The 23,259-nt window shown below is 48.7% G+C and carries 11 protein-coding genes; 10 read left to right on the top strand and 1 reads right to left on the bottom strand.

From position 1 onward, the window contains the following. Positions 1–240 precede the first annotated feature (240 nt). The 8 genes from HNQ56_RS09020 (at position 241) to HNQ56_RS08985 (ending at position 14,326) form a co-directional block, all read left to right on the top strand. Positions 241–6,222 carry a glucoamylase family protein gene (locus HNQ56_RS09020; protein ID WP_429144794.1) on the top strand — a complete coding sequence of 1,994 codons (5,982 nt, stop codon included), beginning with the start codon at positions 241–243 and terminating at the stop codon, positions 6,220–6,222. Between the two features lie 15 nt (positions 6,223–6,237). Continuing rightward, the gene (locus HNQ56_RS09015) at positions 6,238–8,658 is read left to right on the top strand and encodes a glycoside hydrolase family 94 protein (protein WP_429144792.1); all 2,421 of its coding nucleotides are present in this window, start codon (positions 6,238–6,240) and stop codon (positions 8,656–8,658) included. 169 nt (positions 8,659–8,827) lie between these two features. After that, positions 8,828–9,574, top strand: coding sequence for a DUF975 family protein (locus HNQ56_RS09010; RefSeq protein WP_429144790.1), 747 nt, complete (start codon positions 8,828–8,830; stop codon positions 9,572–9,574). Between the two features lie 87 nt (positions 9,575–9,661). Continuing rightward, positions 9,662–10,966 carry an MATE family efflux transporter gene (locus tag HNQ56_RS09005; protein ID WP_429144788.1) on the top strand — a complete coding sequence of 435 codons (1,305 nt, stop codon included), beginning with the start codon at positions 9,662–9,664 and terminating at the stop codon, positions 10,964–10,966. Positions 10,967–11,305: 339 nt separating this feature from the next. Then, positions 11,306–11,965 (top strand): amino acid ABC transporter permease, encoded by a 660-nt coding sequence (locus HNQ56_RS09000; RefSeq protein WP_429145002.1) that lies wholly within the window; start codon positions 11,306–11,308, stop codon positions 11,963–11,965. Continuing rightward, the gene (locus tag HNQ56_RS08995) at positions 11,946–12,623 is read left to right on the top strand and encodes an amino acid ABC transporter permease (protein ID WP_429144786.1); all 678 of its coding nucleotides are present in this window, start codon (positions 11,946–11,948) and stop codon (positions 12,621–12,623) included. The genes HNQ56_RS09000 and HNQ56_RS08995 overlap by 20 nt, the downstream gene beginning before the upstream one ends. Positions 12,624–12,634: 11 nt before the next feature. Next, positions 12,635–13,381, top strand: a complete 747-nt coding sequence (locus HNQ56_RS08990; protein WP_429144785.1) for an amino acid ABC transporter ATP-binding protein — start codon at positions 12,635–12,637, stop codon at positions 13,379–13,381. A 60-nt stretch (positions 13,382–13,441) separates the two neighbouring features. Continuing rightward, positions 13,442–14,326, top strand: a complete 885-nt coding sequence (locus HNQ56_RS08985) for a cysteine ABC transporter substrate-binding protein (protein WP_429144783.1) — start codon at positions 13,442–13,444, stop codon at positions 14,324–14,326. Positions 14,327–14,410: 84 nt separating this feature from the next. Here HNQ56_RS08985 and HNQ56_RS08980 read toward each other — a convergent pair whose 3' ends face one another. After that, positions 14,411–17,038, bottom strand: a complete 2,628-nt coding sequence (locus tag HNQ56_RS08980) for an Ig-like domain-containing protein (RefSeq protein ID WP_429144782.1) — start codon at positions 17,036–17,038, stop codon at positions 14,411–14,413. Between the two features lie 228 nt (positions 17,039–17,266). Here HNQ56_RS08980 and HNQ56_RS08975 point away from each other — a divergent pair, with 228 nt between their 5' ends. Together HNQ56_RS08975 and recN are read left to right on the top strand one after the other, a co-directional pair. Continuing rightward, positions 17,267–21,079 carry an Ig-like domain-containing protein gene (locus HNQ56_RS08975; RefSeq protein WP_429144780.1) on the top strand — a complete coding sequence of 1,271 codons (3,813 nt, stop codon included), beginning with the start codon at positions 17,267–17,269 and terminating at the stop codon, positions 21,077–21,079. A gap of 353 nt (positions 21,080–21,432) precedes the next feature. Next, positions 21,433–23,100: a DNA repair protein RecN gene (gene recN / locus HNQ56_RS08970; protein WP_429144779.1), complete on the top strand. Its 1,668-nt coding sequence runs from the start codon at positions 21,433–21,435 to the stop codon at positions 23,098–23,100. Positions 23,101–23,259: the final 159 nt, after the last annotated feature.

The raw sequence follows: 23,259 nt of genomic DNA, 5'->3' as shown, positions 1-23,259 counted from the left end.
TCAATCGAATCCGACAGATCACTTGAATTCCATGTCGAATACAGTCCTCTTCACGAGTATGCTCCTTGCAAATTTCATCAAATAGAAAGCATTCCATCCCCATTATTTTTAATTGCTATATACAATATAACCATTCCTATTATTACATAACCGGCCTGATCTGCTAAAAGGATCTTTTGCGGACTCATAAAGCTTTGCAAAATTGGCATACTATAATCAAAATTGCATACATTGCCAGCAATGTATAATCAGGAAAGGGACATAGCAATGACTTTGAATGATTTGGGACCAAAAGAGTGGGAGCAGTTTATGAAGGATCTTGCTTCTGATCATCGGAATACAAAAATAACAAGGTATAATACCATTCTGGATTATTATAATCAGGTTGCCTATAAAAAATTGAATCGGATTCGCGACCATATCTCCCAGATATCCACAGACATTATCGTTTTAATTCCGGCGGCACGGTGGCTGTTTGACAACTTTCAGATGATGTACCGGGAAATCAAAAAGTTCCGTGCATCGGGGACAAGCTACGAGCTTCTTCCAATTCTAAAGGACGGAGATGACAAAGGGTATCCCAGAGTCTATATTTTGGCGAAGACCATCACCCAGTTAAGCGGGGGGCATCTGAATGAAGAGAATATCCATATTATGCTGTCTGCTTATCAAAAGGAGCTTCCCTTGACCGACAGGGAGATATGGGTGCTGCCGGAGATGCTGGGCTTCTGTCTGCTGGAAAACATCATTGAATTAGCCCAGGAGATCATTCACATCATTAAAATCAAATCAAAGGCAGACCGGTTCGTGCACAGGAAACAGGGAAATCAGCAAGGGTTGTTGGACATAACTCCCTTGCTTACGGAATTAGACCAGGAGTGCAGGCATGATTTTAACTTTCATTCCCATGTAATACACCTGTTAAAGAACCGGTCGGCAGATGAAATATCCCTTCAGAGGTATCTAGACTACCATTTTAAAAGTTTTGGACGTCTCATTAAACCCAGTGATGTATTTACTGCGGAGGGTAAGATTGAATCCCAGCTGGAAGCCTATATCCGTGCTCTGATCATCAGCCTGAGAGACATTGATGATATCGATACGGAGGCCTTTTTTGATGCCTGTTCCTATCTGGAGCACATTCTTTCCAAGGACCCGGAGGGGGTATACTCCAGAATGGATTCGGAAAGCAGGGGGATGTACCGGCAGGTTATTGTCAAGCTCTCCCGCAAATATAAAATTAAAGAAGAAAAGATTGCGGATGCCTGTCTGGAGCTGGCTGTCCAGGGAGTGCCGGGGATGAACTGCTCCCACCATGTGGGAGTATATCTTCTGGGTAAGGGATACCGGATTCTGCGGGCAAAGCTCCTGGGAAAGCCGGTGCCGGATAAGACGGAGAAGAAGAACTGGAAAGGGTTCCTGTATTTTGCAGCTTTGACAGGAATTTTCCTGTGCCTGAATGCACTCATTCTGGCTATACTGATACGCTGTGGAATCGGAAATTATGATACGGCTGTTTTTCGGCCATTGCCTGGGGTATCTCCTACAGCGGCGGCTGTTTTCTGGCTGCTGGCCGGAGCTCCGCTGCTTATGGGAATCAGCCTGGAGATAAACAATTTCATCTTTACCCGGAATATCCAGGTGAAGAAAATACCTTCCATGAACTATATAGACGGGATACCGGAGGAAGCCAGAACCTTTGTGGTGATGCCCGTGATTGTATCCTCCCCTGCCCAGGCTGTGGGCTATATGGATCGGCTGCAGAAGCATTATCTGGCGAACCGCCAGCCGAATCTGTATTATGCTCTCTTAGTGGATCATAAGGATGCACAGGAGGAGTATCTGGCAGAGGATAAGGTGGTGGAAGAGGCCCTTTTAAACCGGCTGGAGGAGTTAAACCGGCTTTATCCCTCCGCTCATCCCCGGTTTTCGCTTTTTATCCGTTACCGGAAATGGAATGCCTCGGAGAAGTGTTATATGTGTTGGGAGCGCAAGAGGGGAAAGCTAGAAGAATTTAACAATCTCTTGAGCGGAGTGCCCGCTGAGAATACCACCTTCTCGCTGATCCGGTGCGACCGTGAACTTTTGGCCGCCTTCCGCTATGTTATCACGCTGGATTCGGATACGGATTTAATCCGGGACAACGCGGCCAAGCTGGTGGGCCTTATTGATCATCCCATGAACCGTCCGGTACTGGACGAGGAAGGCAGGAAGGTGAAGGAGGGCTATGCTATCATTCAGCCCATGGTGAGAAATCATATTGTGAACGGCCGCGGAAGCCGTTTTGCCAAGCTGTTTGGGGGACAGACGGGCATGGTCTATTATGCCACTGCCGTATCGGATATTTATCAGGATATTTTTGACCAGGGTATTTATATCGGGAAGGGAATCTATGATATCCATGCCTTTCACCGGCTGCTGAATGGGGTGATACCGGAGAACAGGGTTCTGAGTCATGACCTGTTGGAAAGCTGCTATGCCAGAACGGCATTCTCCAGCAGTGCCAGAGTGATGGATAACTTTCCCGGCAGTGTGATTGCTTATGCCAAGAGAGAGCACCGCTGGATCCGAGGGGACTGGCAGCTCTTTCCCTGGCTGTTTCGGAGCGGTTCTTCCGGAGGAAGGGGGCTGTGTGCCCTGTCCCGTTGGAAGGTTCTTGATAATCTCAGAAGAAGTCTGGTTCCTGTCAGCAAGCTCCTGATCATTGTACTCAATCTGGTGACCTTGCCGCGAGGAGCCATGCTCTGGGTGCCTTTGGTCTTCTTCAGTGATTTGTTCCAGATAACGGTGCTGATTTTAAGCATTGCAAAACAGAAGCTGCTGAGGCCTAAGCTGGCTCTGGTGTATAAAGGACTGAAGCATGATCTGGGAGCTATGCTGGAGTGCGGGTTTCTGGAGTTCGTGATTATACCATACCGGGCCTATATTGCTCTGGATGCCATGCTGCGGACCTTGTTCCGCCTGTATATCAGCAGAAGGAATCTGCTCCGCTGGAATACGGCGGAAGCGGTGGATTCCCAGATCAGCAATACGGTAAGGGGATATTTTCTTACCATGTCAAGCTGCGCCTGGGCTGCTGGCATTCTGCTGCTATTGCTGTGGAGAGTCCGGATCTCCCCTCTGGGACTGGCTTTGTATGGAAGTACGGCTCTGTGCTGGGCGTCAGCCTTTTACCTCTCCTACGGCATCAGTCAGCCGGAAGGTCTGAAGAATGCGGTGAAGCCGGAAGACAGGGCAATGCTTCTGGAGGCTTCCCGCAGAACCTGGATGTTTTTCAAGGAATATTCAAAGCCGGAAAACCATGATTTATGTCCCGACAATTATCAGATTGCCAGAGTGGAGAAGATCAGCGATAAGACCTCTCCCACCAATATCGGGCTTCAGTTCCTATCCATTCTCACGGCAAGGGACCTGGGTTTTGAAACTCTCAGCGGGACGGTAGAACGGATTGAGAGACTGATGGATACGGTACAAAGGCTGGAAAAATGGAAGGGACATCTGTTCAACTGGTATCATATCAAAACATTGGAGGTGTTGAATCCGGCGTATATATCCACTGTGGACAGCGGGAATTTCCTGGGTCACCTGGTGGCGCTGAAGAACGGACTGCTGGAGATGCTGAAACAGCCGATTTTTACAAAGAATTTTGTGGAGGAACTGAGGATGCTTCTGAAGCTCAGCCATTATGAAGGAGAGCTTTCCTCCGATTACACGATGGTTGGTGAGTTTTGTGAAGCGGTTGCCGGAATTCGGGAGGATTTGCAGGGAAGAAGCATCCGGCAGTATGAGGATTCCCGCTGGATCCGGGAGCTGGAGAAGCTGTCGGAGGAGACCCTTCAGGAGACCATGTACTACATGGTAAAGGGAGAAAGCCTTTCCGGATGTCCCTCCCTGGAGAAGTTATCAGAGAAGGGAAATAAGAATGCGATTGCGATGGCAGACCGAATCCGGCGCCTGGCGGGACAGATCGATGCTATTCTGGCCGATGTGGATTTTACCTTTTTATACGACAGCAGGCGGATGCTGTTTCATATCGGCTACCATGTGTCCTCCCAGACCCTGGATGCCGGCTGTTATGATCTGATGGCGTCGGAATCCGCACTTACCAGCTTTCTGGCCATTGCAGGAGGCAGTATTCCGCAGAAGCACTGGTTTAAGCTGGGAAGGCCGCTTACCATGGTTAGGGGAATTCCCTGCTTTGTCTCCTGGAGCGGCACCATGTTTGAATATCTGATGCCGAATCTGGTATTGAAGGAATATGAGGATTCTGTATTTGCAGAGACCTCCCGGGCAGCGGTGCTGCAGCAGATTAAATATGCAAAAGAGGCGGGGATACCCTGGGGGATCTCAGAATCCCAGTATTACCGCTTTGACCTGAACGCCAATTACCAGTATAAGGCCTTTGGCGTCCCCAAGCTGAGGCTTCAGCCGGTGAGGAAGAATTCCCTGGTGGCGGCGCCCTATGCCTGTATGCTGGCTCTGGAATATGCCCCGGAGGACTGCTTTGCCAATCTGAGGAGACTGAAGGACCTTGGCGTATATGGGGAATATGGTTTTTACGAAGCCATTGATTACAACAGCCCCGATGCTTCGGAGATGACCCCTTACTGTATTGTGCGTTCCTTCATGGCGCATCACCAGGGAATGAATCTGGTGGCAATTAATAATTTTCTTAATGAAGGGATTATGCGGAACCGCTTCCATTCCGAGGCGATGGTGAAAGCCACGGAAAGCCTGCTGGAGGAGAGGCGGCGCAGTCATCTGATTTCCATTGCAAAGCAGGGCTATACCATTAAGATCAACCGTTCTTATTTTAAGGAAGAGGCTTATAGCAGCCGGTATGTGAACGGAATATCTGCCAGACCGCCGGTTACGAATTATCTTTCCAATGGGCAGTATTCTCTGCTGATTACTTCGGACGGAGACGGCTTCGGCTGCTGCAGGGATCTGATGCTGTACCGGTGGAGGCCGGATTTATATGCGAATTCGGGAAATTATATTTATATTAAGGACACCGGAAGCAGAAAGGTATGGAGCAGCACCTATCATCCGACGAAGACCGAGCCGGTACGGTATCAGGCGGTGTTTTCCCCCCACCAGGCGCTTTTTATGCGGGAGGATGCGGAGATTGCCACCCAGACCGTGGTCAGCCTGGACGCGAACCGCAATATGGAGATTCGCAGGGTGACGGTGGCAAACCATAGCAAAGAGGACAAGGTAATTGAACTGACCAGCTACCTGGAGGTGGTTGGGGATACCCATCTGGCGGAGCGGAGCCATCCGGCTTTCAACAAGCTTTTTATGGAAAGCGAATTTCTGGAGGAGCAGGGGATCTTCCTCTCCAGGCGCAGAAGCGGGAAGGGTGTGAGCTATCCCTATATTATGCATATGGTGAGGTCCGGTGTAAAGCCTCTGAAAAGAGTGGAATATGAGAATGACCGGTTAAGATTTTTGGGAAGAAACAATACTCCGGCCCACCCGGCGGCAGTGGTGAACAGCTATGCCCTCTCGAATCAGGCGGGATTTTGCAATGATCCCATTATGAGCCTGAGGGTGACCATTGCACTGGATGCGGGAGAGTCGGCGTCGGTTTCCTTTATCACGGGAATCTGCGGCAGCCGGGAGGAGGCGGTTTTGGTAGGGCAGGAATTGAGCAGGGGATATCATGTTGATGATATTTTTGAGAAATTTAAGCTGCAAAAGGAACTTGAGCTGAAATATCTGGAGATATCAAAGGCGCAGATTATTGCGTTCCAGGAATTGATTACTCCCATTTATTACCCGGTGGCCATCTACCGGGGACCCAGGGAGAGCATTCGGAGAAATCATCAAAATCAAAGCTTCCTGTGGAGATTCGGAGTGTCCGGAGATAATCCCATTATGCTTCTGCGGGTGAAGTCCCTTGAGGACGCGGAGCTGATCAGGGATACGCTGAAGGCATATGAATATATGAAGATGAACCGGGTGGCGGTAGATTTAATTCTCTTGAGCGAAGCAAAGCACGGCTATCTTCAGGAGCTGGATGAACTGGTGAATGATCTGACCAGCTCTCTGCGGTTATATGATTCGAATAATGACAGGCCAAGTTTATTCCTGCTGCATTCCTATCAGATGGTGCCGGCAGAGATTGATTTGCTTTTGACGGTGGCAAGAGTGGTGATTTCCAACAGGACAGGAATTTATTTTATGAGAAGATATAAGGAAAACCTATTAACGGAGTAAAGGAGGCGGGCCGATTTGGACACAGGGACGGAGCAGACATTGCAGGGAAATTCTGAGTATTTTAACGGATTCGGAGGCTTTGTGGAAGAAGGAAAGGAATATGAGATTCTTCTGGAGGGAAAGAACAAGCCCCCGGTGCCCTGGATTAATGTAATTGCAAATAAAGAGTTCGGCTTCACAATCTCGGAGGCCGGAGGAGGATTTACCTGGTACGGCAACAGCAGGGAGAATAAGATTACGGCATGGTCCAATGATCCGGTAAGCGATCCTCCTTCTGAAGTGATTTATATTCTGGATGAGATTACCGGAGAGATTATGACCCCCGTCTCTCTGGGAAGGAGCGACCGGGGAACCTACCGGGTTCGGCACGGCTTTGGCTATTCTGTGTTCCGGCATGAAGAGGCCGGGCTGGAGCAGGAGCTTACTGTCTTCGCGGCAGTGGAGGACCCGGTTAAGCTGTGGCAGCTGAAGCTCACTAATAATTCCAACCGGGTGAAATATCTGAGCCTGGCTTATTATGTGGAGTGGGTGCTGGGAACCAACCGGGAGGATACGAATCCTTATATTGTGACCTCCTATAACAATGAACATGAATATCTGGCGGCAAAGAATAACTATGCATTTCATTTTCGGGAAAGCAGTGCCTTTCTCTTCAGCAGTGAAATGATTAAAAGATATACCGGTGACCGCCAGGAATTCCTGGGGGCCAGGGGTTCGATTGTTTGTCCCCAGGGAGTGGAAGGAATACTGTCCAACCATACGGGGGTGTGCTATGACCCCTGCGGGGCGCTTCAGACCTCCCTGGCCCTGGGCCCCGAGGAGTGCAAGACCGTAATTTTTGCCCTGGGCTATGGCGGTGATCCGGCAGAGCTGCGCCGGCTGCGGGATCAATATAGGGATCCCCGCAGGGCAGCAGAGGAGCTGGATCGGGTTAAGGCTTATTGGAACAGGCTGAACAGTACCATTCAGATTAAGACCTCGGATAAGGCCATAGATTATCTGGTCAACGGGTGGCTTCTGTACCAGACCGTGTCCTGCAGAATGAATGCGAGAGCGGCCTTCTACCAATGCGGCGGCGCATACGGCTACCGGGATCAGCTGCAGGATACTCTGGCGCTCCAGTTTGCGGACCCGGGGGCACTTCGAAACCAGATTTTGATTGCCTGCAGCAGACAGTTTGAAGAGGGGGATGTGCAGCATTGGTGGCATCCTCCCACGGGGTTGGGAGTTCGTACCAGGATAACGGATGATTTGCTCTGGCTGCCCTATGCAGTGGCGGCCTATATCCGCAGCAGCGGGGATTTCTCCATATTGAAGGAGGAAGTGCCGTATATTAAAGGCCCCGTGCTGGAGGAGGGGCAGCATGATGTAATGTTCACCCCTCAGATCTCTGAGATCACCGGTACGGTATATGAGCATGCCAAAAAGACGATCTTGCGTACCGGATATGGAGCCCACGGGCTTCCGCTGATGGGGGGCGGGGATTGGAATGATGGTATGAATGAGGTCGGTAAGGATGGGTTGGGGGAGAGCGTGTGGCTGGCCTGGTTCTTCTATACGGTACTGGGAGAGTTTATTCCGCTGTGCTATCATGAGGGAGAAGCGGATCTGGCCGGAGAGCTGGAGCAGAAAAGGGAAACCCTGCTGGAAAGCATCGAGAAGCACGGCTGGGACGGAGAGTGGTATCTGCGGGCTTATTATGACGACGGCACAAAGCTGGGCTCCAGGGAGAACGATGAGTGCAGAATAGACTCCATCAGCCAGTCCTGGAGTGTGATATCGGGCGGAGGGGACAAGGACAGATCCCTGGCGGCCATGAGATCTGCCTGGAGGTATCTGGTGAGAGAGGAGGATGATATTTCCCTGCTTCTTGCACCTCCCTTTAATAAGACGGATAAAAATCCCGGCTATATTAAGAATTATTATCCGGGTATCCGGGAGAACGGGGGCCAGTACACCCATGCGGCCGTATGGCTTGCCATTGCCACCGCGAAGCTTGGGGAATACAACATGGCCCATACCCTGTTCACCATGCTGAACCCAATTCACATCACGGAACATAAACGGGAGTCCCTGATTTATGAGAAGGAACCCTATGTGATGATTGCGGATATTTCCTTAAGTCCTCCCTATACGGGCCGGGGCGGCTGGAGCTGGTATACCGGCTCCGCCGGCTGGATGTACCAGGGACTGGTATGCTGGTTTCTCGGTATCCGAAAGGAGGGCCAGGAGCTGATTATTGATCCCGCCACTCCTGCCTGCTTTGGCAGCTACATGATCCGCTATCAGTATGGCAGCGCATTGTATGAGATTATTGTGGAGAGCCGGAGCAAAGGGGTGCTTTCCACGACGGAGCTTACCGTCGATGGGGAACGCATCATGGGGAACCGGGTTAAGCTGGCGGATGACGGCGCCTGCCACAGTGTGATTGTCTAAGTGACGTAGCAAAAATATAAAAATGTAACAGTTCAGAGGGCAATGTCAGTTACTTAAAAATTGATTAGAAGGATTAAATTAAGTATATTTTATTGAAATATCTGCAATAAACTGTTACTATAGTCAGCAGAAACGTATTTTAACTATGTATGATTAGGGAGGTAGCGGTATGTTATATGCAGAGGATTTTCGTAGCATTGCAAGGAACGCGCTCAGGGGGAGATGGGCGCTTGCCGTAGGAACGGGTTTTGTAGCCATGCTGCTGGGAGCGGATACAAGCGGCGGCGGCAGCAATGGCGGAAGATCAGGCAACAGGACGGGGGACGGATCGAGGCTATGGAATGGATTTGTTGATCTGATATCCAGCGGATGGGGCAGAGCTTTATTGTTCTTTATTGCCGGTATCGTCTCCGCTCTTGCATTATGGGCACTGATAAGCTTTTTGATCGGCGGTGCGGTTGAACTGGGATACTGCCGTTTCAATAAGAACCTGATTAAGGGGTATAACCCTCAGTTTTCAGATTTGTTTTCCAGATTTAATCTGTTTGGCAAGGCTCTTGGGCTGCGCCTGGTGACCACCATTTTTATTGTTTTGTGGACTCTGTTGTTTATTATACCGGGTATTATAGCATCCTACCGGTATTCGATGGCGTTTTATATTATGGATGATGACCCGTCCATTGGTATTATGGAAGCCATTAACCGGTCCAGTGACATGATGAGGGGAAATAAGTTCCGTCTCTTCTGTCTCCAGATCAGTTTCATTGGCTGGGCGATCCTGTGCCTCTTTACTCTGGGAATTGGATTTTTATGGCTGAATCCATACATCCATGCGGCCACCGCCGCCTTCTATCTGGAGGTATCCGGGCAGGGAATGAATCCCCAGCCGGCATATGAAGAGAGCTACAATCAATAGAGGAATGAGGGCACCGGTGCCGGGCGGCAGTTTCCGTCTGGATCATGGTGATACAGAGGCGATAAGATGTTTACGAGAAAAGATCTAATGAAATTGATTATCCCGTTAATCATAGAGCAGATGCTGGCGATTACGGTAGGAATGGCGGACGGCGTGATGGTGACCAGAGTCGGAGAGGCGGCGGTATCCGGAGTGTCTCTGGTGGATACTATTAATGTTCTTCTCATCGGGCTGTTCAGTGCAATGGCGACAGGAGGGGCCGTGGTATCTGCCCAGTTCCTGGGACAGAAGAAGACGGGGGCGGCGAGCACAGCCGGAGAACAGCTGATTGCGGCTGTTCTCGTTCTCTCTCTGGCCGTTATGGCGACGGCATTACTATTTGGCCATTCTGTTCTGAAAATGCTCTTTGGAGATGTCAACAAGGATGTCATGGACAATGCAAGAATTTATTTTCTCTATTCTGCCATGTCCTTCCCCTTTATTGCGGTTCACAGCGCCTGTTCGGCCCTGTTCCGTTCTATGGGGAATTCAAAGGTATCCATGCTGATATCTCTTATTATGAATGTGATTAATATTCTGGGCAATGGGATACTGATTTTTGGACTGAATATGGGGGTAGCGGGAGCAGCTATTGCTACCTTGCTGTCCAGAGTGGTGGCGGCAGCTATTATGTTCTTGCTGCTCATGAAGGGGAGGCAGGAGATTCGCATCGGGAATCCCCTGGCTTTTCGCATAAATATCGGAATGATTAAAAGAATTCTTAAGATCGGTATTCCCAACGGACTGGAGAACAGTGCATTTCAGATCGGTAAAATCATTGTTCAGGGAATCATCGCGGGGCTGGGAACCTCTGCCATCACTGCCAATGCTATTGCAGGTACGGTGGGCGGTATGGGAATATTGCCGGGCTCTGCCATTGGCCTTGCATTGATTACCGTAGTGGGGAGGTGTATGGGAGCCAATGATTATGCGGCGGTCAAGCGATATACCTTTCGTCTGATGCGGTTTGCCTACATAGCGGTGGCAATGGTCAACCTGGTGATCATATTTTTGATACCGGCGATCCTGAAGCTGTACGGTGTGTCGGACCAGACGGCGGATATCGCGTCGGATCTAATGCTGTATCATTGTATCCTTTCTTCCTTGATCTGGCCGCTCTCCTTTACATTGCCCAATGCTTTGCGGGCGGCTAATGATGTGAGGTTTACCATGTGGATATCCATGATCTCCATGTGGGTCTGGAGAATCGGCTTCAGCTATGTTCTGGCGATTACCCTTGAGCTGGGTGTATTGGGAATATGGATTGCAATGACGATTGACTGGCTGTTCCGTTCCATTATCTTTTTGATACGGTTTTTGCAGGGCAAGTACAGAAGTATGCCGGTTATGTGATTGGGAGTTTGGAATATAGCGGAATAGAAAGAGTGGAGAGCCGGGCGGTTCAGGACAAAATCGCTCCGGCTTTTTTGTTGTGCTCAGATTTTATATTTAAGGTCTTGACAAAAAGAGAAAGAGGATTTATTATAACATATAATTCATATAGAAATAGTATGAAATGAAGATAACGTGTTATGAAACCGATGAATAAGGAGAAAATAGAGGGTGTAGTATGAGATGCAAGGAATTTTATTGTTGCAGATTCATAATATATCTTATAAGTGATCTTCGTTTCTCTGCATGAGCAGGCCTGACGGCATACTGTTTTTCCGTGTCTGAAAGAAAGGAATGAAAATGGATTTTGATTTTATCTATCGGCATATTCCGATGTATCTGGAGGCGGCCGGACTGACAGTCCGAATTGGGGCTGTGGGAATAGCGGCTTCGGCGGCCCTGGGACTGGTCTGCAGTCTGATCCGTTATTTCAGGGTCCCTTTTTTGGAGAAAATAGTGGTTCTGTACACAGAGCTTTCAAGAAATACTCCCTTACTGATTCAATTATTCTTCCTATATTTTGGACTGCCGAAGATAGGAATTGTGCTAAGCTCGGAAGCCTGTGCCATTATCGGTCTGATATTCCTGGGAGGAAGCTATATGGCAGAGGCCTTCCGCAGCGGGTTGGAATCTGTTGCAGGCAGCCAGATGGAATCGGGACTCAGTCTGGGGCTCACCAGGGGGCAGGTAATGAGGCATATTGTGCTGCCCCAGGCGATAACCGTCACCATCCCCGCTTTCAGCGCCAATGTCATCTTTCTGATTAAGGAAACCTCCGTATTCAGTGCGGTAGCTCTGGCGGACCTGATGTATGTGGCCAAGGATCTGATCGGATTGTATTACAAAACGGATGAAGCCCTGCTATTATTGGTGACTGCCTATTTGATCATATTATTGCCGATATCAATTGGTTTCACCCTGATTGAGAGGAGGATGAGATATGCAGGATATGGGAATTAATGTGATCTTCCAGGGGAGAAATCTGATCCGGCTCCTGGAGGGGCTCTGGGTCACAATCCGAATCTCCATGCTGTCTGTTATCCTGTCCGCAATACTTGGAATTCTCCTTGGAATGATTATGTCCGTAAAGAACCCGGTGATCAAGCTGCTGACCCGAATCTATTTGGAATTCATCCGTATTATGCCCCAGTTGGTCCTGCTGTTTCTGGTTTTCTTCGGACTGACCAAGATGTTCCGGATTAACCTCTCCGGTGAGACATCTGCAGTGATTGTATTCTCCCTCTGGGGAACGGCGGAGATGGGAGATCTGGTGAGAGGAGCCCTGGCTTCGATACCGAAGCACCAGTACGAAAGCGGCAGGGCCATTGGTCTTACAGACCTGCAGATATACCGTTATATCATCATCCCCCAGACCGTCCGGAGGCTGCTGCCCCAGGCGATGAATCTGGTCACGAGAATGATAAAAACCACATCCCTCATCGTGCTGATCGGTGTTGTGGAAGTGGTTAAGGTAGGGCAGCAGATTATTGAGGCATCCAGATTAACGACGCCTTCCTCGGCCATCTGGATTTATGGGATTATTTTTATGCTTTATTTTCTGGTCTGCTATCCCATCTCCCTGTTATCCGCAAGACTTGAAAAATTATGGAGGAATTGAGGCAAGTATTTATGAAATCAGATCAAAAATTAGTTGAAATAAAAAATCTTAGTAAATCCTATGAGAACAATGTGATCCTGGAGAATATATCCATTGATATCCATAAGGGCGAGGTGCTGGTATTGTTGGGTCCCTCCGGCTGCGGGAAGAGCACTCTGCTTCGATGTATTAACGGGCTGGAGGAGATCCAGTCCGGTGAAATCCTCCTAGCTGGAGAGCTGATCAGCGGCCAGAAGAAGAAAATGCACCTGGTCCGCCAAAAGGTCGGAATGGTGTTCCAGAGCTATGATTTATTCCCCCATATGACCGTGTTGGAGAATATCGTTCTGGGACCGGTAAAAGTACAGAAACGGGATAGGAAGGAAGTGGTGGAGGAAGCGGAACAGCTTCTGGAACGGGTTGGACTGTCGGATAAAAGGGATGCCTATCCGAGACAGCTCTCAGGAGGACAGAAGCAGAGGGTGGCGATTGTCCGGGCCCTCTGTATGCATCCGGAGGTTATGCTCTTTGATGAAGTAACGGCTGCCCTTGATCCGGAGATGGTACGTGAGGTTCTGGATGTCATTCTGGGGCTCGCCAGAGAGGGGATCACCATGGTGATCGTGACCCATGAGATGCAATTTGCAAAAGCCATTGCAGACCGCATTATTTTTCTGGATGAAAGCAGAATTGTGGAAGAAAGTGATCCGGCCGTATTTTTCACCAGGCCGGAGACGGAGAGAGCCAGGCAGTTTCTCAATCTTTTTGAGTTTAATTAAGTTTAAGAATAAATTATGGAATGCCGCAATGGCATTACAGGGAAAAGAGAGGATAGGAATATGAAGAAAGTAACAAATTTAGCAGCACTATTGTTAAGCCTTATTCTGGTGACGGCAGGACTTGCCGCTTGCAAGAAAGGCACGGACGTCCCTGGCACCGATGGGACAAAGGGTTCGCCGGACAGCCAGGCAACCGCAAGAACCCTGGAGGAAATTAAGGAAAGCGGAAAGATTATTATTGGTGTATTCAGTGATAAGAAGCCCTTCGGATATGTGGATGAGAATGGGGAGTACCAGGGTTATGATGTGTATTTCGGCAACCGGATTGCAGAGGATCTGAAGGTGAAAGCAGAATATGTTCCGGTGGAAGCGGCAAGCAGGGTGGAGTACCTGGTTACCGCCAAGGTGGATATTATACTGGCTAATTTCACCGTGACGAAGGAACGTGCGGAGAAGGTGGATTTTGCATTGCCCTATATGAAGGTGGCTCTGGGAGTGGTATCACCGGATAAGGCGCTGATCACCGCGCCGGAGCAGCTGGAAGGGAAGACCCTGATTATCAGCAAGGGAACTACCGCAGAGACCTTTTTCACAGAGAATTATCCGAAGGTTAAGCTTCTGAAGTTCGATCAGTACAGTGAGGCTTACGGTGCTCTGTTAGATGGCAGGGGAGATGCCATGTCCACCGACAATACGGAGGTTCTGGCCTGGGCGCTTGAGAATCCGGGATTTTCCGTGGGAATTGAATCCCTGGGCAGCCTTGATACCATTGCGGCGGCGGTTCAGAAAGGAAATACGGAACTGTTAAATTGGTTAAACGATGAGATCAAAGCTCTGGGTAAAGAGCAATTCTTCCATGCGGCTTATGAGGAAACTCTGGCTCCGGTCTACGGTGATGCCGCATCCCCGGATAATCTTGTTGTAGAGGGCGGAGTGATCGAGTAACCTGGCAAAATATCCTGAAATAACACAAACAGCCTGCACCGAAGCGGTGACAGGCTGTTTGTGTGAATCCGGAGCGTATGCTTCTTAATAATTCACAAAGGCATTCAGAACCGGATCAATAGTGGATGGATTGCCACTTAAATCTGTAATACTGTTATTATCCACATAGATCTGTACATGGGTTCCGGCAGGAGGAGTATTGTCCAATGCAATCAGAACAGTATCCCCGGAGACGGTGACCGTATTGCCTATCATATTTCCTGTATTGCGTTCCCTTACCGTCACTGTCATGGTTCCCTGGATTTTCTCGCTGAACTTCACCTGTATTCCGCTCTTGGAGGCAGAATCATATTTTACACTCAGCAGTTCCGGATCCTTATTCTCTGCCAGGGTAATATCCTTGGAATAACTGTCCATTTCAGCGGAAGTACCGTTATAGCCCCGTATTCCCGACACGGTTATTTTGCGCTTGCCGGAGCTGGTAATGGACCCCTTTTCGACGGTAAGACGTACTGTCGCTCCGTTTGCGGTGTTGCTCAGTAATTTGACCTCTTCCGTGGTGACACCGGAAATTGCGTAATTGTTGGGATCCATGGCAGTTGCAACATCCAGCTGGTCGGCAAATTCAACATAGATAAAGGAATGATTTGCCTCGGATTGATAGATGGAATACGGCTCGGCCAGCTTGACCACTCCTCCGGCTCCGCTGCCATTGCGTATGGTAATGGTCTTGCTGTAGCTTGAGTTCTGGAAGGTATCTCTTGCAAAGCCTTCCGGCAGCGTGAAGGTATAGTCCCCATACAGGGTCATATCACTCAGCAGCAGCTCGATAACATTGCCCACCGCACTGGCCTGGGTATATTGTAAGAAGCCCTGAATATTATCCCGTTGATTGGAGGACATGGTGTATTCCAGGCTGTCCGTAGTCAGGTATAATTCTACCTTTTCATTAAAGGTTAATGTCAGTAAATTTAAAGCCGGATTGTAATCATGGGATATTATCTGGGGTCTGACCTTTTCCGTGGTGAAATTCACTTTAAAATCATACATTTTCTCAGCATAGGTATCCTGGGGCAGTACATTGAAGCTGTCCCAGAAGCCGATGGACACGGTCTGGGTTCCGGATAAGGTCTGCTCATAGTAGGACAGCTCATAGTTCACCTTCCGGTTGTCATTGGCATCCACCTTACCGGAGGCATAGCTGCCATTAATATAGGCATAACCGGGAACCTTAATTGCTCTGCTGAAGGTGGCGGTAACCGTGTCATAAGCCGTTCGGATTATGGAGATAGGCCTTGCCTGTGCTTTGGAGGAGGTATCCGTTCGAAGTGTAACAATAACGCTGCCTCCCGCCAGCCGGTTGCCGGAAGTGTCCGTAACTCCCGATATGGCGATGGAAAATGTCTTATTATAATCGCCGGAATTAATTCCGGCCAGGTCGATATAGACGGACTTGCCGTCCGAGCTGAAGGAGTAGTTGCTCTTCGTATTTAAAAAGCTGATGGAGCCGGCTGCGGCACTGGAGGAGCCTGCTACAAGCTTTGCATCGGAGACGGTGAAGCCGCTGAAATCCATCTTTTCAGAAAATGTGATGATATTGGTCGTTCCGTTATCATTCAGCACGGTCTGAACCAGGCGCGGTGCATCCGTATCCGGCGTCATGGGATCCGGGGTACCGGAATTATCATCATCCGTATTGCCGGTGTTGTTGGACGGATCGTCCGGCACTACGGCGGTATAATCCAATTCAAAATAATCAGGATAGACTGCTTCTCCTCCGCTTGTCAGTATCCCTTTCTCAAAGGTGATGCCATAGTGTCCGTTAAAGTAGTTGTCCGCCGTGATGGTCAGGGTCTTCAGATTGCCGGACAGGGTCCCCCGCAGGATACCCGGATCCTTTGCTTCTCCCTCCTTGGAATCGAATCTGCTCAGTCTGATCTTACCGGACAGGGTCCCGTTGGAATTGATCACGGTGGAGGACTGGACGGGAGCCCCGAATTCAACCCGAATCTGTTTTGAATTAATAATGCTGGCGGAAAGTACTTCCGGGGCAGAACCTACCACCTCGATAATGACGGCATCTTTGACAATGCTCTTCTTGGCGGACTTTTCGTTGGATTCTCTGGCAGCCGTGGCCACCAGTACGATTTTCCCGCTTCGGAGAGCGGTCACCTTTCCTACCTTGCTGTCGTCAATCCGAACCGCATTGGGATTCGCGTCGTCACTGGAAGCATCCAGCGACCAATAGGTTTTATCTGTGGAATTGGAGGGGGAGAGCGTACGGTTAAAATCGTAGCTCTCTCCGACTCTCATAATGTGAGCGCCGTTCTTTTCGCTGGTATTATTAATTTTAATTTTCTCGGCAGGGATAAGCACGGTAATATCACAGTATAAATATTTTGTTTTTCCATTGGAATAGGTGATCCTGCATTCTATTTCCGCGGTTCCCTTATTTACCGAGGTTACAAGTCCGCTGCTATCCACCTTGGCAACCTTTTTATTGGAGGAAGACCATTTATACTTGCTTTTTGCCGGTTTATTGGAAATTTTAAGCTGATATTCCTCTCCGATACCATGAATCTCAACCTCCTTCTCTTTGAAAGCCGGAGTTGCGGCCTTCGCCGTCGCTGCTGTGCCATGCAGGAGCATCGGCAATGCGATGGCGAATACTAAGAGTAGCCTTCTTATCCATCGTCCTGCTGTTCGCTTCATAAAACTAACCTCCTATTATCATAGATTATATCTTGCCTTTCTTTCCTATCTATAGCATACCACAATATCATTGTCAAAAAAATGGCAGCTTTGCAAATTCTTATCAGTAATATTTCCTATCTGTCACAAAAATGCCAAATGTTACAAATAAAATGAATACGAAAAAACTAATTAATATGGAATACCCATCCGATATATTGATTAAGATATGGTTTAGGAGGTTATCAAATGAGCAGGATAAAAAAGGTTGGTATATCCCTTGTATTTGGCGTTTTCTTTCTGTTGTTCTTCTTCTCAATCAGGCCGGAACAGGCATATGCGTCGGCAGCCCCGAGGCCGAAGTTCTATTTTAGAATAGGAGGAACTGAGGTTAAGGATGGCGGCACAGTGAAATTAAACGGCATCGTGAATGAGACGGACATTATTGTTCAGGCAGACGACTGGATGGAAGATTATACAGTGGAGTGGACCTCCTCAACAGATGTGGTAACACTTTCGTTTACGGATGCCGAGCATAAGAACGGAAGGCTGAAGCGCAACGGTCCGGGCTTTTCCACTATAGTAGCGACGATTAAAACAGGGGGATACACTCTGAGAATAAGCTGCATTATAGAGATAAAGCTTGAGGTGAACTGGGTTAAAACCAAGCATGTTGCGGCAAAAACATCAGGGGGAACGGACAGCTATGTAGTTCAGCTGAGGTTGAGCGATTTACCAGATACCCAGACAATTTATATGAAATATGCGGATGCAGAGACAGGAACCGGTACGGTGAGCGGCAGCCCGATTGAAACGGGGATTGAATTTGCAAGCAGTGATACTTCGGTGGTTGAAGTGGATTCGAAGGGTAAGCTCACGCCAAAGGGGGGAGGCAGCGCTGATATCACAGTCAGCAGCACCACCTATTCCGGTTCGGACAAGCCCATGACAGCGAAGGTCAGAGTGGTTGTAGTGCCGACCTTCCAGATCTCCTGGGATGAGAACGGTGCAACCAGGACAGAGGACTCATGGTATCCGAAGAGTAAGAAGACCCCAGTGCGGGATGTTCCTTCTAATTTTATTGTAAGATCCAATGCGCAGATTGCGGAAACATTGAAATGGGAGGTCTGGGATTGCACCGGGCAGACTCCCAAGAAGCTTTCTGCAAATTCGGCGAAGCTGGAGTATATTGTTAGCAACGTGGGCGAAAGCGTAACCTTCCGCAATGTGAAGGCGGGCACCTATGAGATACGGGCCTATGCCGGCCAGGACTATACGGAACAAAGCGGTGCTGTTGAATATGCTTATATGAGAATTGTGGTCCCGATCCGAATGGACGATACAAGTATTGTAATGCAGGTAGGGGATACCTATGATATTTTTAAAAACTCCAATATACCCATGGCAGATGCATTTACCTATACATCGGATAACCTCAATATAGTGGGCTTTGAAAATGGAAAAGTAGGGGTTCTGGAGGCAAAAACCAAGGGATCTACCTCGGTTATCTGCAAGCTGGTGCCCGGATGGCAGCTCTATCCCGAAGGGGTACCGGATTTAAAAGATGAATTTATAATTAATGTAAGGGTAATTGATGGAATATCCCTTAATATGAGCAATGCCAAGATGTACGTGGGCGGAACTCTGCAGCTGGTTGCCGATATCACGGACAAAACCCAGGCAGTCTGGTCTTCCAGCAATGAGAAGGTTGCGACGGTCAAGGATGGCCTTATTACCGCAAAGGCTGTAGGGCAAGCGAATATTATTGCCAGTGTAACCATTGACGGAGTGGTCAAGAAGGCAATCTGTAAGCTCCTGGTGGAAAAGACGGTGACCAAGATTGAGTTGGTACCGTCGAAGTGGACCCTGGGAATCGGTGAAAATCTTGCACTGGTTGCTAAGATGACACCCGATAATACAACGGTTAATCTGGTTTGGAAATCCTCTGATGAGAAAGTAGTTAAGATTTCTAAAACTTACCCGGACTCGGCTACCGTTACGGGTGTGTCCGGCGGACATGCGGTAATCTCTGCGATTAATGAGGACAATGTGGTTGTAGGATATTGCCATATCACTGTTCGTCAGCCGGTTACCAAGATTGAGCTATCCGAATATAAAATTGTTGCAGATTTAAACGGGAGGCTAATTCAGCTCAATGCCATCGTGCGTCCCGATAACGCGGAGAATAAGGAGATACTCTGGAGCTCTACTGATACAAGCAAGGCTACAGTGGACAAGAACGGCCTGGTAACGGTGAAGAAGCCGGGAACGGTATCCATCATTGCGACCTCGAAGGACAGTCCTGAGGTTACAGCCGTATGTAATATTGATATTCTGATTCCCGTCAATTCCATCAACCTGGATACTACGGAGAAAGTTATGAATGTCGGGGATACCCTGCGGCTGTCCTATACCATGAATCCGGTGGATGCCAGCACTAACAGCGTAAGCTGGACCTCGACGAATCCCAGGGTTGCAGCGGTGAACGGAACGGGGCTGGTTACTGCAAAAGCGCCCGGAACAGCGGTTATTATATTGAAATCCGAGGACGGAGGGTATACCTCCTATTGTACCATCACAGTAAAACGGATTGCCGCAGGCATCAAGCTGGATGCATCGGCATTGAATCTGAAGACAGGGGAGACCTATGCGTTAAAAGCAACCTTGACGCCTGCCGACAGTACGGAGGCGAAGATCACCTGGGAAACCAGTGATGCAAGGGTTGCAACGGTGGATGCCAGCGGCAAGATCACCGCAAAGGCAACGGGCTCCGCTATCATTGCGGCAAAGCTGGAGACAGGTGCCACCGTATACTGTAAGGTGAATGTAACCACGCCGGTAAGCGGATTGCTGATGAACTTTACAGAGAAGACAATTTACAAGGGAGAAACTTTAAAGCTCAAGGTATCCGTTACGCCCAGCAATGCCACCCTGATGGATGTGACCTGGACCAGCTCCAACAACACCATTGCAACGGTGGATGAGAGCGGTGAAGTGACGGCGGTTGCCGGGGGTACGGCAATCATTACCTGTAAGACAAAGGACGGCGGTTATACAGCCAACTGTGTACTGACGGTGCGGGAAGGGGTTACCAATGTCAGCCTGAATCATCAGACATACTATCTGGGAGTGGACAAGTCGGTAACACTGGTTGCCACGGTATCCTCCCCCTCTGCAACGAATCAGGAGATCATCTGGTCCACCAGCAATTCCAAGATTGCAACCGTGAATCAGAAGGGTAAGGTAACAGCGAAGAAGATAGGAAATGTTACAATTACAGCCATGGCTGCAGACGGAAGCGAGGCGGAAGCGACTTGTGAGATACAGGTGGTGAAGCCGGTAGAAAGCGTTTCCTTAAACAGCTCCAGTATTTCTCTGATGGTGGGTCAGACCAGGAAACTGAAAGTGACGGTAAAGCCTGGGGATGCAACCCTCAAGGCGGCGAAATGGACGTCCAGTGATCCCAGTGTGGCCATAGTTGATGAGGAAGGCGAGATCATTGCAGTGAAAGCGGGCAATACGACAATTACCGCAGAGGCTCTGGATAACAGCGGGAAGAAGGCGATATGCTATGTGGTTGTATATGAACGCGTCGCCTCTACGGGAGTAACCCTCCAGGACAAGCAGATTGTAATGGTTGCGGGAGAAGAAAAGGTGGTAACCAGCGTTCTCACTCCGGCCACTACCACGGATAAACTTACTTGGAGTACGGATAATGCGGCAGTAGCAAGGGTTGATAAGAACACGGGCAGAATCACTGCGAGAGCGAAAGGTGTTGCTTATATTACGGCAATGACCGACTCCGGAAAGACGGCCCAGGTAGAGGTGAAGGTAATCGGGCTGAATATAACGGAGTTGACGCTGGAAGAGTATACAAATTATAAACATCAGCTGCAGGTTGAAGGAACAGACTCAAAAGTCAGTTGGAGTATTGACAATCCCAGGGTTGCGGAAGTGACCAATGGAATGGTCAGCACCAGAGGAGTAGGAAAGGCAACGATTACCGCTACGGTGAACGGCCGCAAGCTGACCTGCAAGCTTACCGTAACCAAGATCAAATAAACTGCCGGGTCTATTCCCCGCAGCTTGGATAAAGAACGGCTCATAAAGCATATTTTCGAATGTGGCTTTATGAGCTGTTTTTATAAAACAGTTTATGGATATTGAATAGAAGCCGGGTGATTTTCTGGCAATAACCAACAGAGTTTGAACAAAGGATTGCGGCAAAAAAGCCCTTGTGATACAATGAAAGCGGAATGAGGATAGTGCGGAAAAGACATCCGCACAGCAAGCTTGCTTGCAATTTCCGATTGGAGTAACAAGATCATGAACATGGTTTTTGTTCATGATATAATATTTGCAGAACGTATGTTTCGAAACGAAAAGAGGGATACTAATTGTTAATCGGCTTGCATGTGAAGAATTTTGCAATTATTAATGAAGTTGAGATTGATTTTAAGGACCATCTGAATATTATAACAGGGGAGACCGGTGCGGGAAAATCAATTATTATCGGTTCTGTTAATGCTGCCCTTGGAGCGAAGATCAGCAAGGATATTGTGAGAAACGGAGCGGAATATGCTCTGGTGGAGCTTGTATTTGAGACAAAGGATGAAGCCGTCTTTCATGCCATGCGTGAGCTTGATATTCCTGTGGAGGGTGATCAGATCATAATCTCCCGCAAGATCATGGCCGGAAGAAGTATCTGCAGAATTAACGGAGAGAATGTGACAGCCTCTGCCCTGGCTGCGATTGCAGGAATGCTGATTGATATCCATGGACAGCACGAACACCAGTCCCTTTTGAACAAGGCAAAGCATCTGGAGATCGTGGACCGCTTTGCCCGTGATGAGATCGGAGACCTGAAGGCCGAGCTGGAGGAGAGCTATAAGGAATACCAGAGGCTCAGGCAGGAGTATGAGCATTCCGGAATGGATGAAGAGAAGAGACTGCGGGAAATTGCCTTTTTAGAATATGAAGTGAATGAAATTAAGAGCGCCGCATTGGTGCCGGGTGAAGATGAGGAGCTGGCGGGGCGGTATAAGAAGCTGTCCAACGCCAATATCCTGTCGGAAGGCTTGCAGAATACCTACCGGTATACCGGATATGATGCCGTTGCCGCAGGTGATTCTGTGGGACGTGCTCTTCGCCAGCTGATGAAGCTGACGGAATATGATGAAGAGATCGGCGGTTTTTTGAATCAGGTATCCGAGATTGACGGTCTGCTGAATGATTTAAACAGGGATCTTTCCCAGTATATTGCCGATATGGAGAATCCGGAGGAGGAGCTGGAGGAGGTCACCAGGAGACTGGATCGGATCAATCATTTAAAATCAAAATATGGTAATTCCATGGAGCAGATCCTTAATTACTGTAAGGACTGTGAGGAAAAGCTATCCAGATACCGGGATTATGACGAATATATGGACAAGCTGGGCAAAGAGCTTGCTTCGGCCCAGAACAGGCTGGAGCAGTTATGCAGCAGCCTGTCCGCAATTCGCAAGAGCAAGGCGAAGGAGTTGACAGAGCGGATCAGGGAAGCTCTCGTTGCTTTGAATTTTCTTGAGGTTAGATTTGATATGGTCTTTGAACAGGCCTCGCATTATTCTCCCAACGGCTATGATGACGGTGAATTCATTCTATCCACGAATCCGGGAGAAGCGTTAAAGCCGCTGTCAAAGGTTGCCTCAGGAGGAGAGCTTTCCCGTATCATGCTGGGAATAAAATCAGTGCTGGCCGAGAAGGATGAGATTGAGACTTTGATTTTTGATGAAATTGATGTTGGTATCAGCGGAAGGACAGCCCAAAAGGTATCGGAGCAGCTTTCCTTGATCGCCAGGCATCATCAGATTATCTGCATCACCCATCTGGCACAGATTGCGGCGATGGCGGATGCCCATTATGTGATAGAGAAGGAGACGGACGGAGTGTCAACCCAGACGGTGATCCGGACCTTGAAGGAAAGCGAGACCATCGACGAATTATCCCGTCTTCTGGGCGGTGCGCAGATTACGGAACGTGTGCGTGAGAGTGCAAGAGAGATGAAAGAATTGGCATCTGCTGCTAAAAAATACATCCTTTAAAAAACTAAAAAAGAGAGAATACTTACGGTGAGGATATACAATACTATGTATATCCTTTTTCGATTCTCAGCTGAGAAACTGCGTAAAATAGGGAAAAAATATAACAGATCAGCCTGCGGCGGTGAGAAGGGCATGATGCTCTCTCACACAGGATGGAAG

The organism is Anaerotaenia torta (assembly GCF_050433395.1).
GTDB lineage: Bacteria > Bacillota > Clostridia > Lachnospirales > Lachnospiraceae > Mobilitalea > Mobilitalea torta.
The sequence above is the reverse complement of the archived record's forward strand: the minus strand, read 5'-3'. Positions and strand labels throughout refer to the sequence as shown.

Excerpts from the sequence above, each read along its gene's own strand:
- HNQ56_RS09020 (WP_429144794.1), top strand. The coding sequence starts at position 241 with ATGTATAATCAGGAAAGGGACATAGCAATGACTTTGAATGATTTGGGA.
- HNQ56_RS09010 (WP_429144790.1), top strand. The coding sequence starts at position 8,828 with ATGTTATATGCAGAGGATTTTCGTAGCATTGCAAGGAACGCGCTCAGG.
- HNQ56_RS09005 (WP_429144788.1), top strand. The coding sequence starts at position 9,662 with ATGAAATTGATTATCCCGTTAATCATAGAGCAGATGCTGGCGATTACG.
- HNQ56_RS09000 (WP_429145002.1), top strand. The coding sequence starts at position 11,306 with ATGGATTTTGATTTTATCTATCGGCATATTCCGATGTATCTGGAGGCG.
- HNQ56_RS08995 (WP_429144786.1), top strand. The coding sequence starts at position 11,946 with ATGCAGGATATGGGAATTAATGTGATCTTCCAGGGGAGAAATCTGATC.
- HNQ56_RS08990 (WP_429144785.1), top strand. The coding sequence starts at position 12,635 with ATGAAATCAGATCAAAAATTAGTTGAAATAAAAAATCTTAGTAAATCC.
- HNQ56_RS08985 (WP_429144783.1), top strand. The coding sequence starts at position 13,442 with ATGAAGAAAGTAACAAATTTAGCAGCACTATTGTTAAGCCTTATTCTG.
- HNQ56_RS08980 (WP_429144782.1), bottom strand. The coding sequence starts at position 17,038 with ATGAAGCGAACAGCAGGACGATGGATAAGAAGGCTACTCTTAGTATTC.
- HNQ56_RS08975 (WP_429144780.1), top strand. The coding sequence starts at position 17,267 with ATGAGCAGGATAAAAAAGGTTGGTATATCCCTTGTATTTGGCGTTTTC.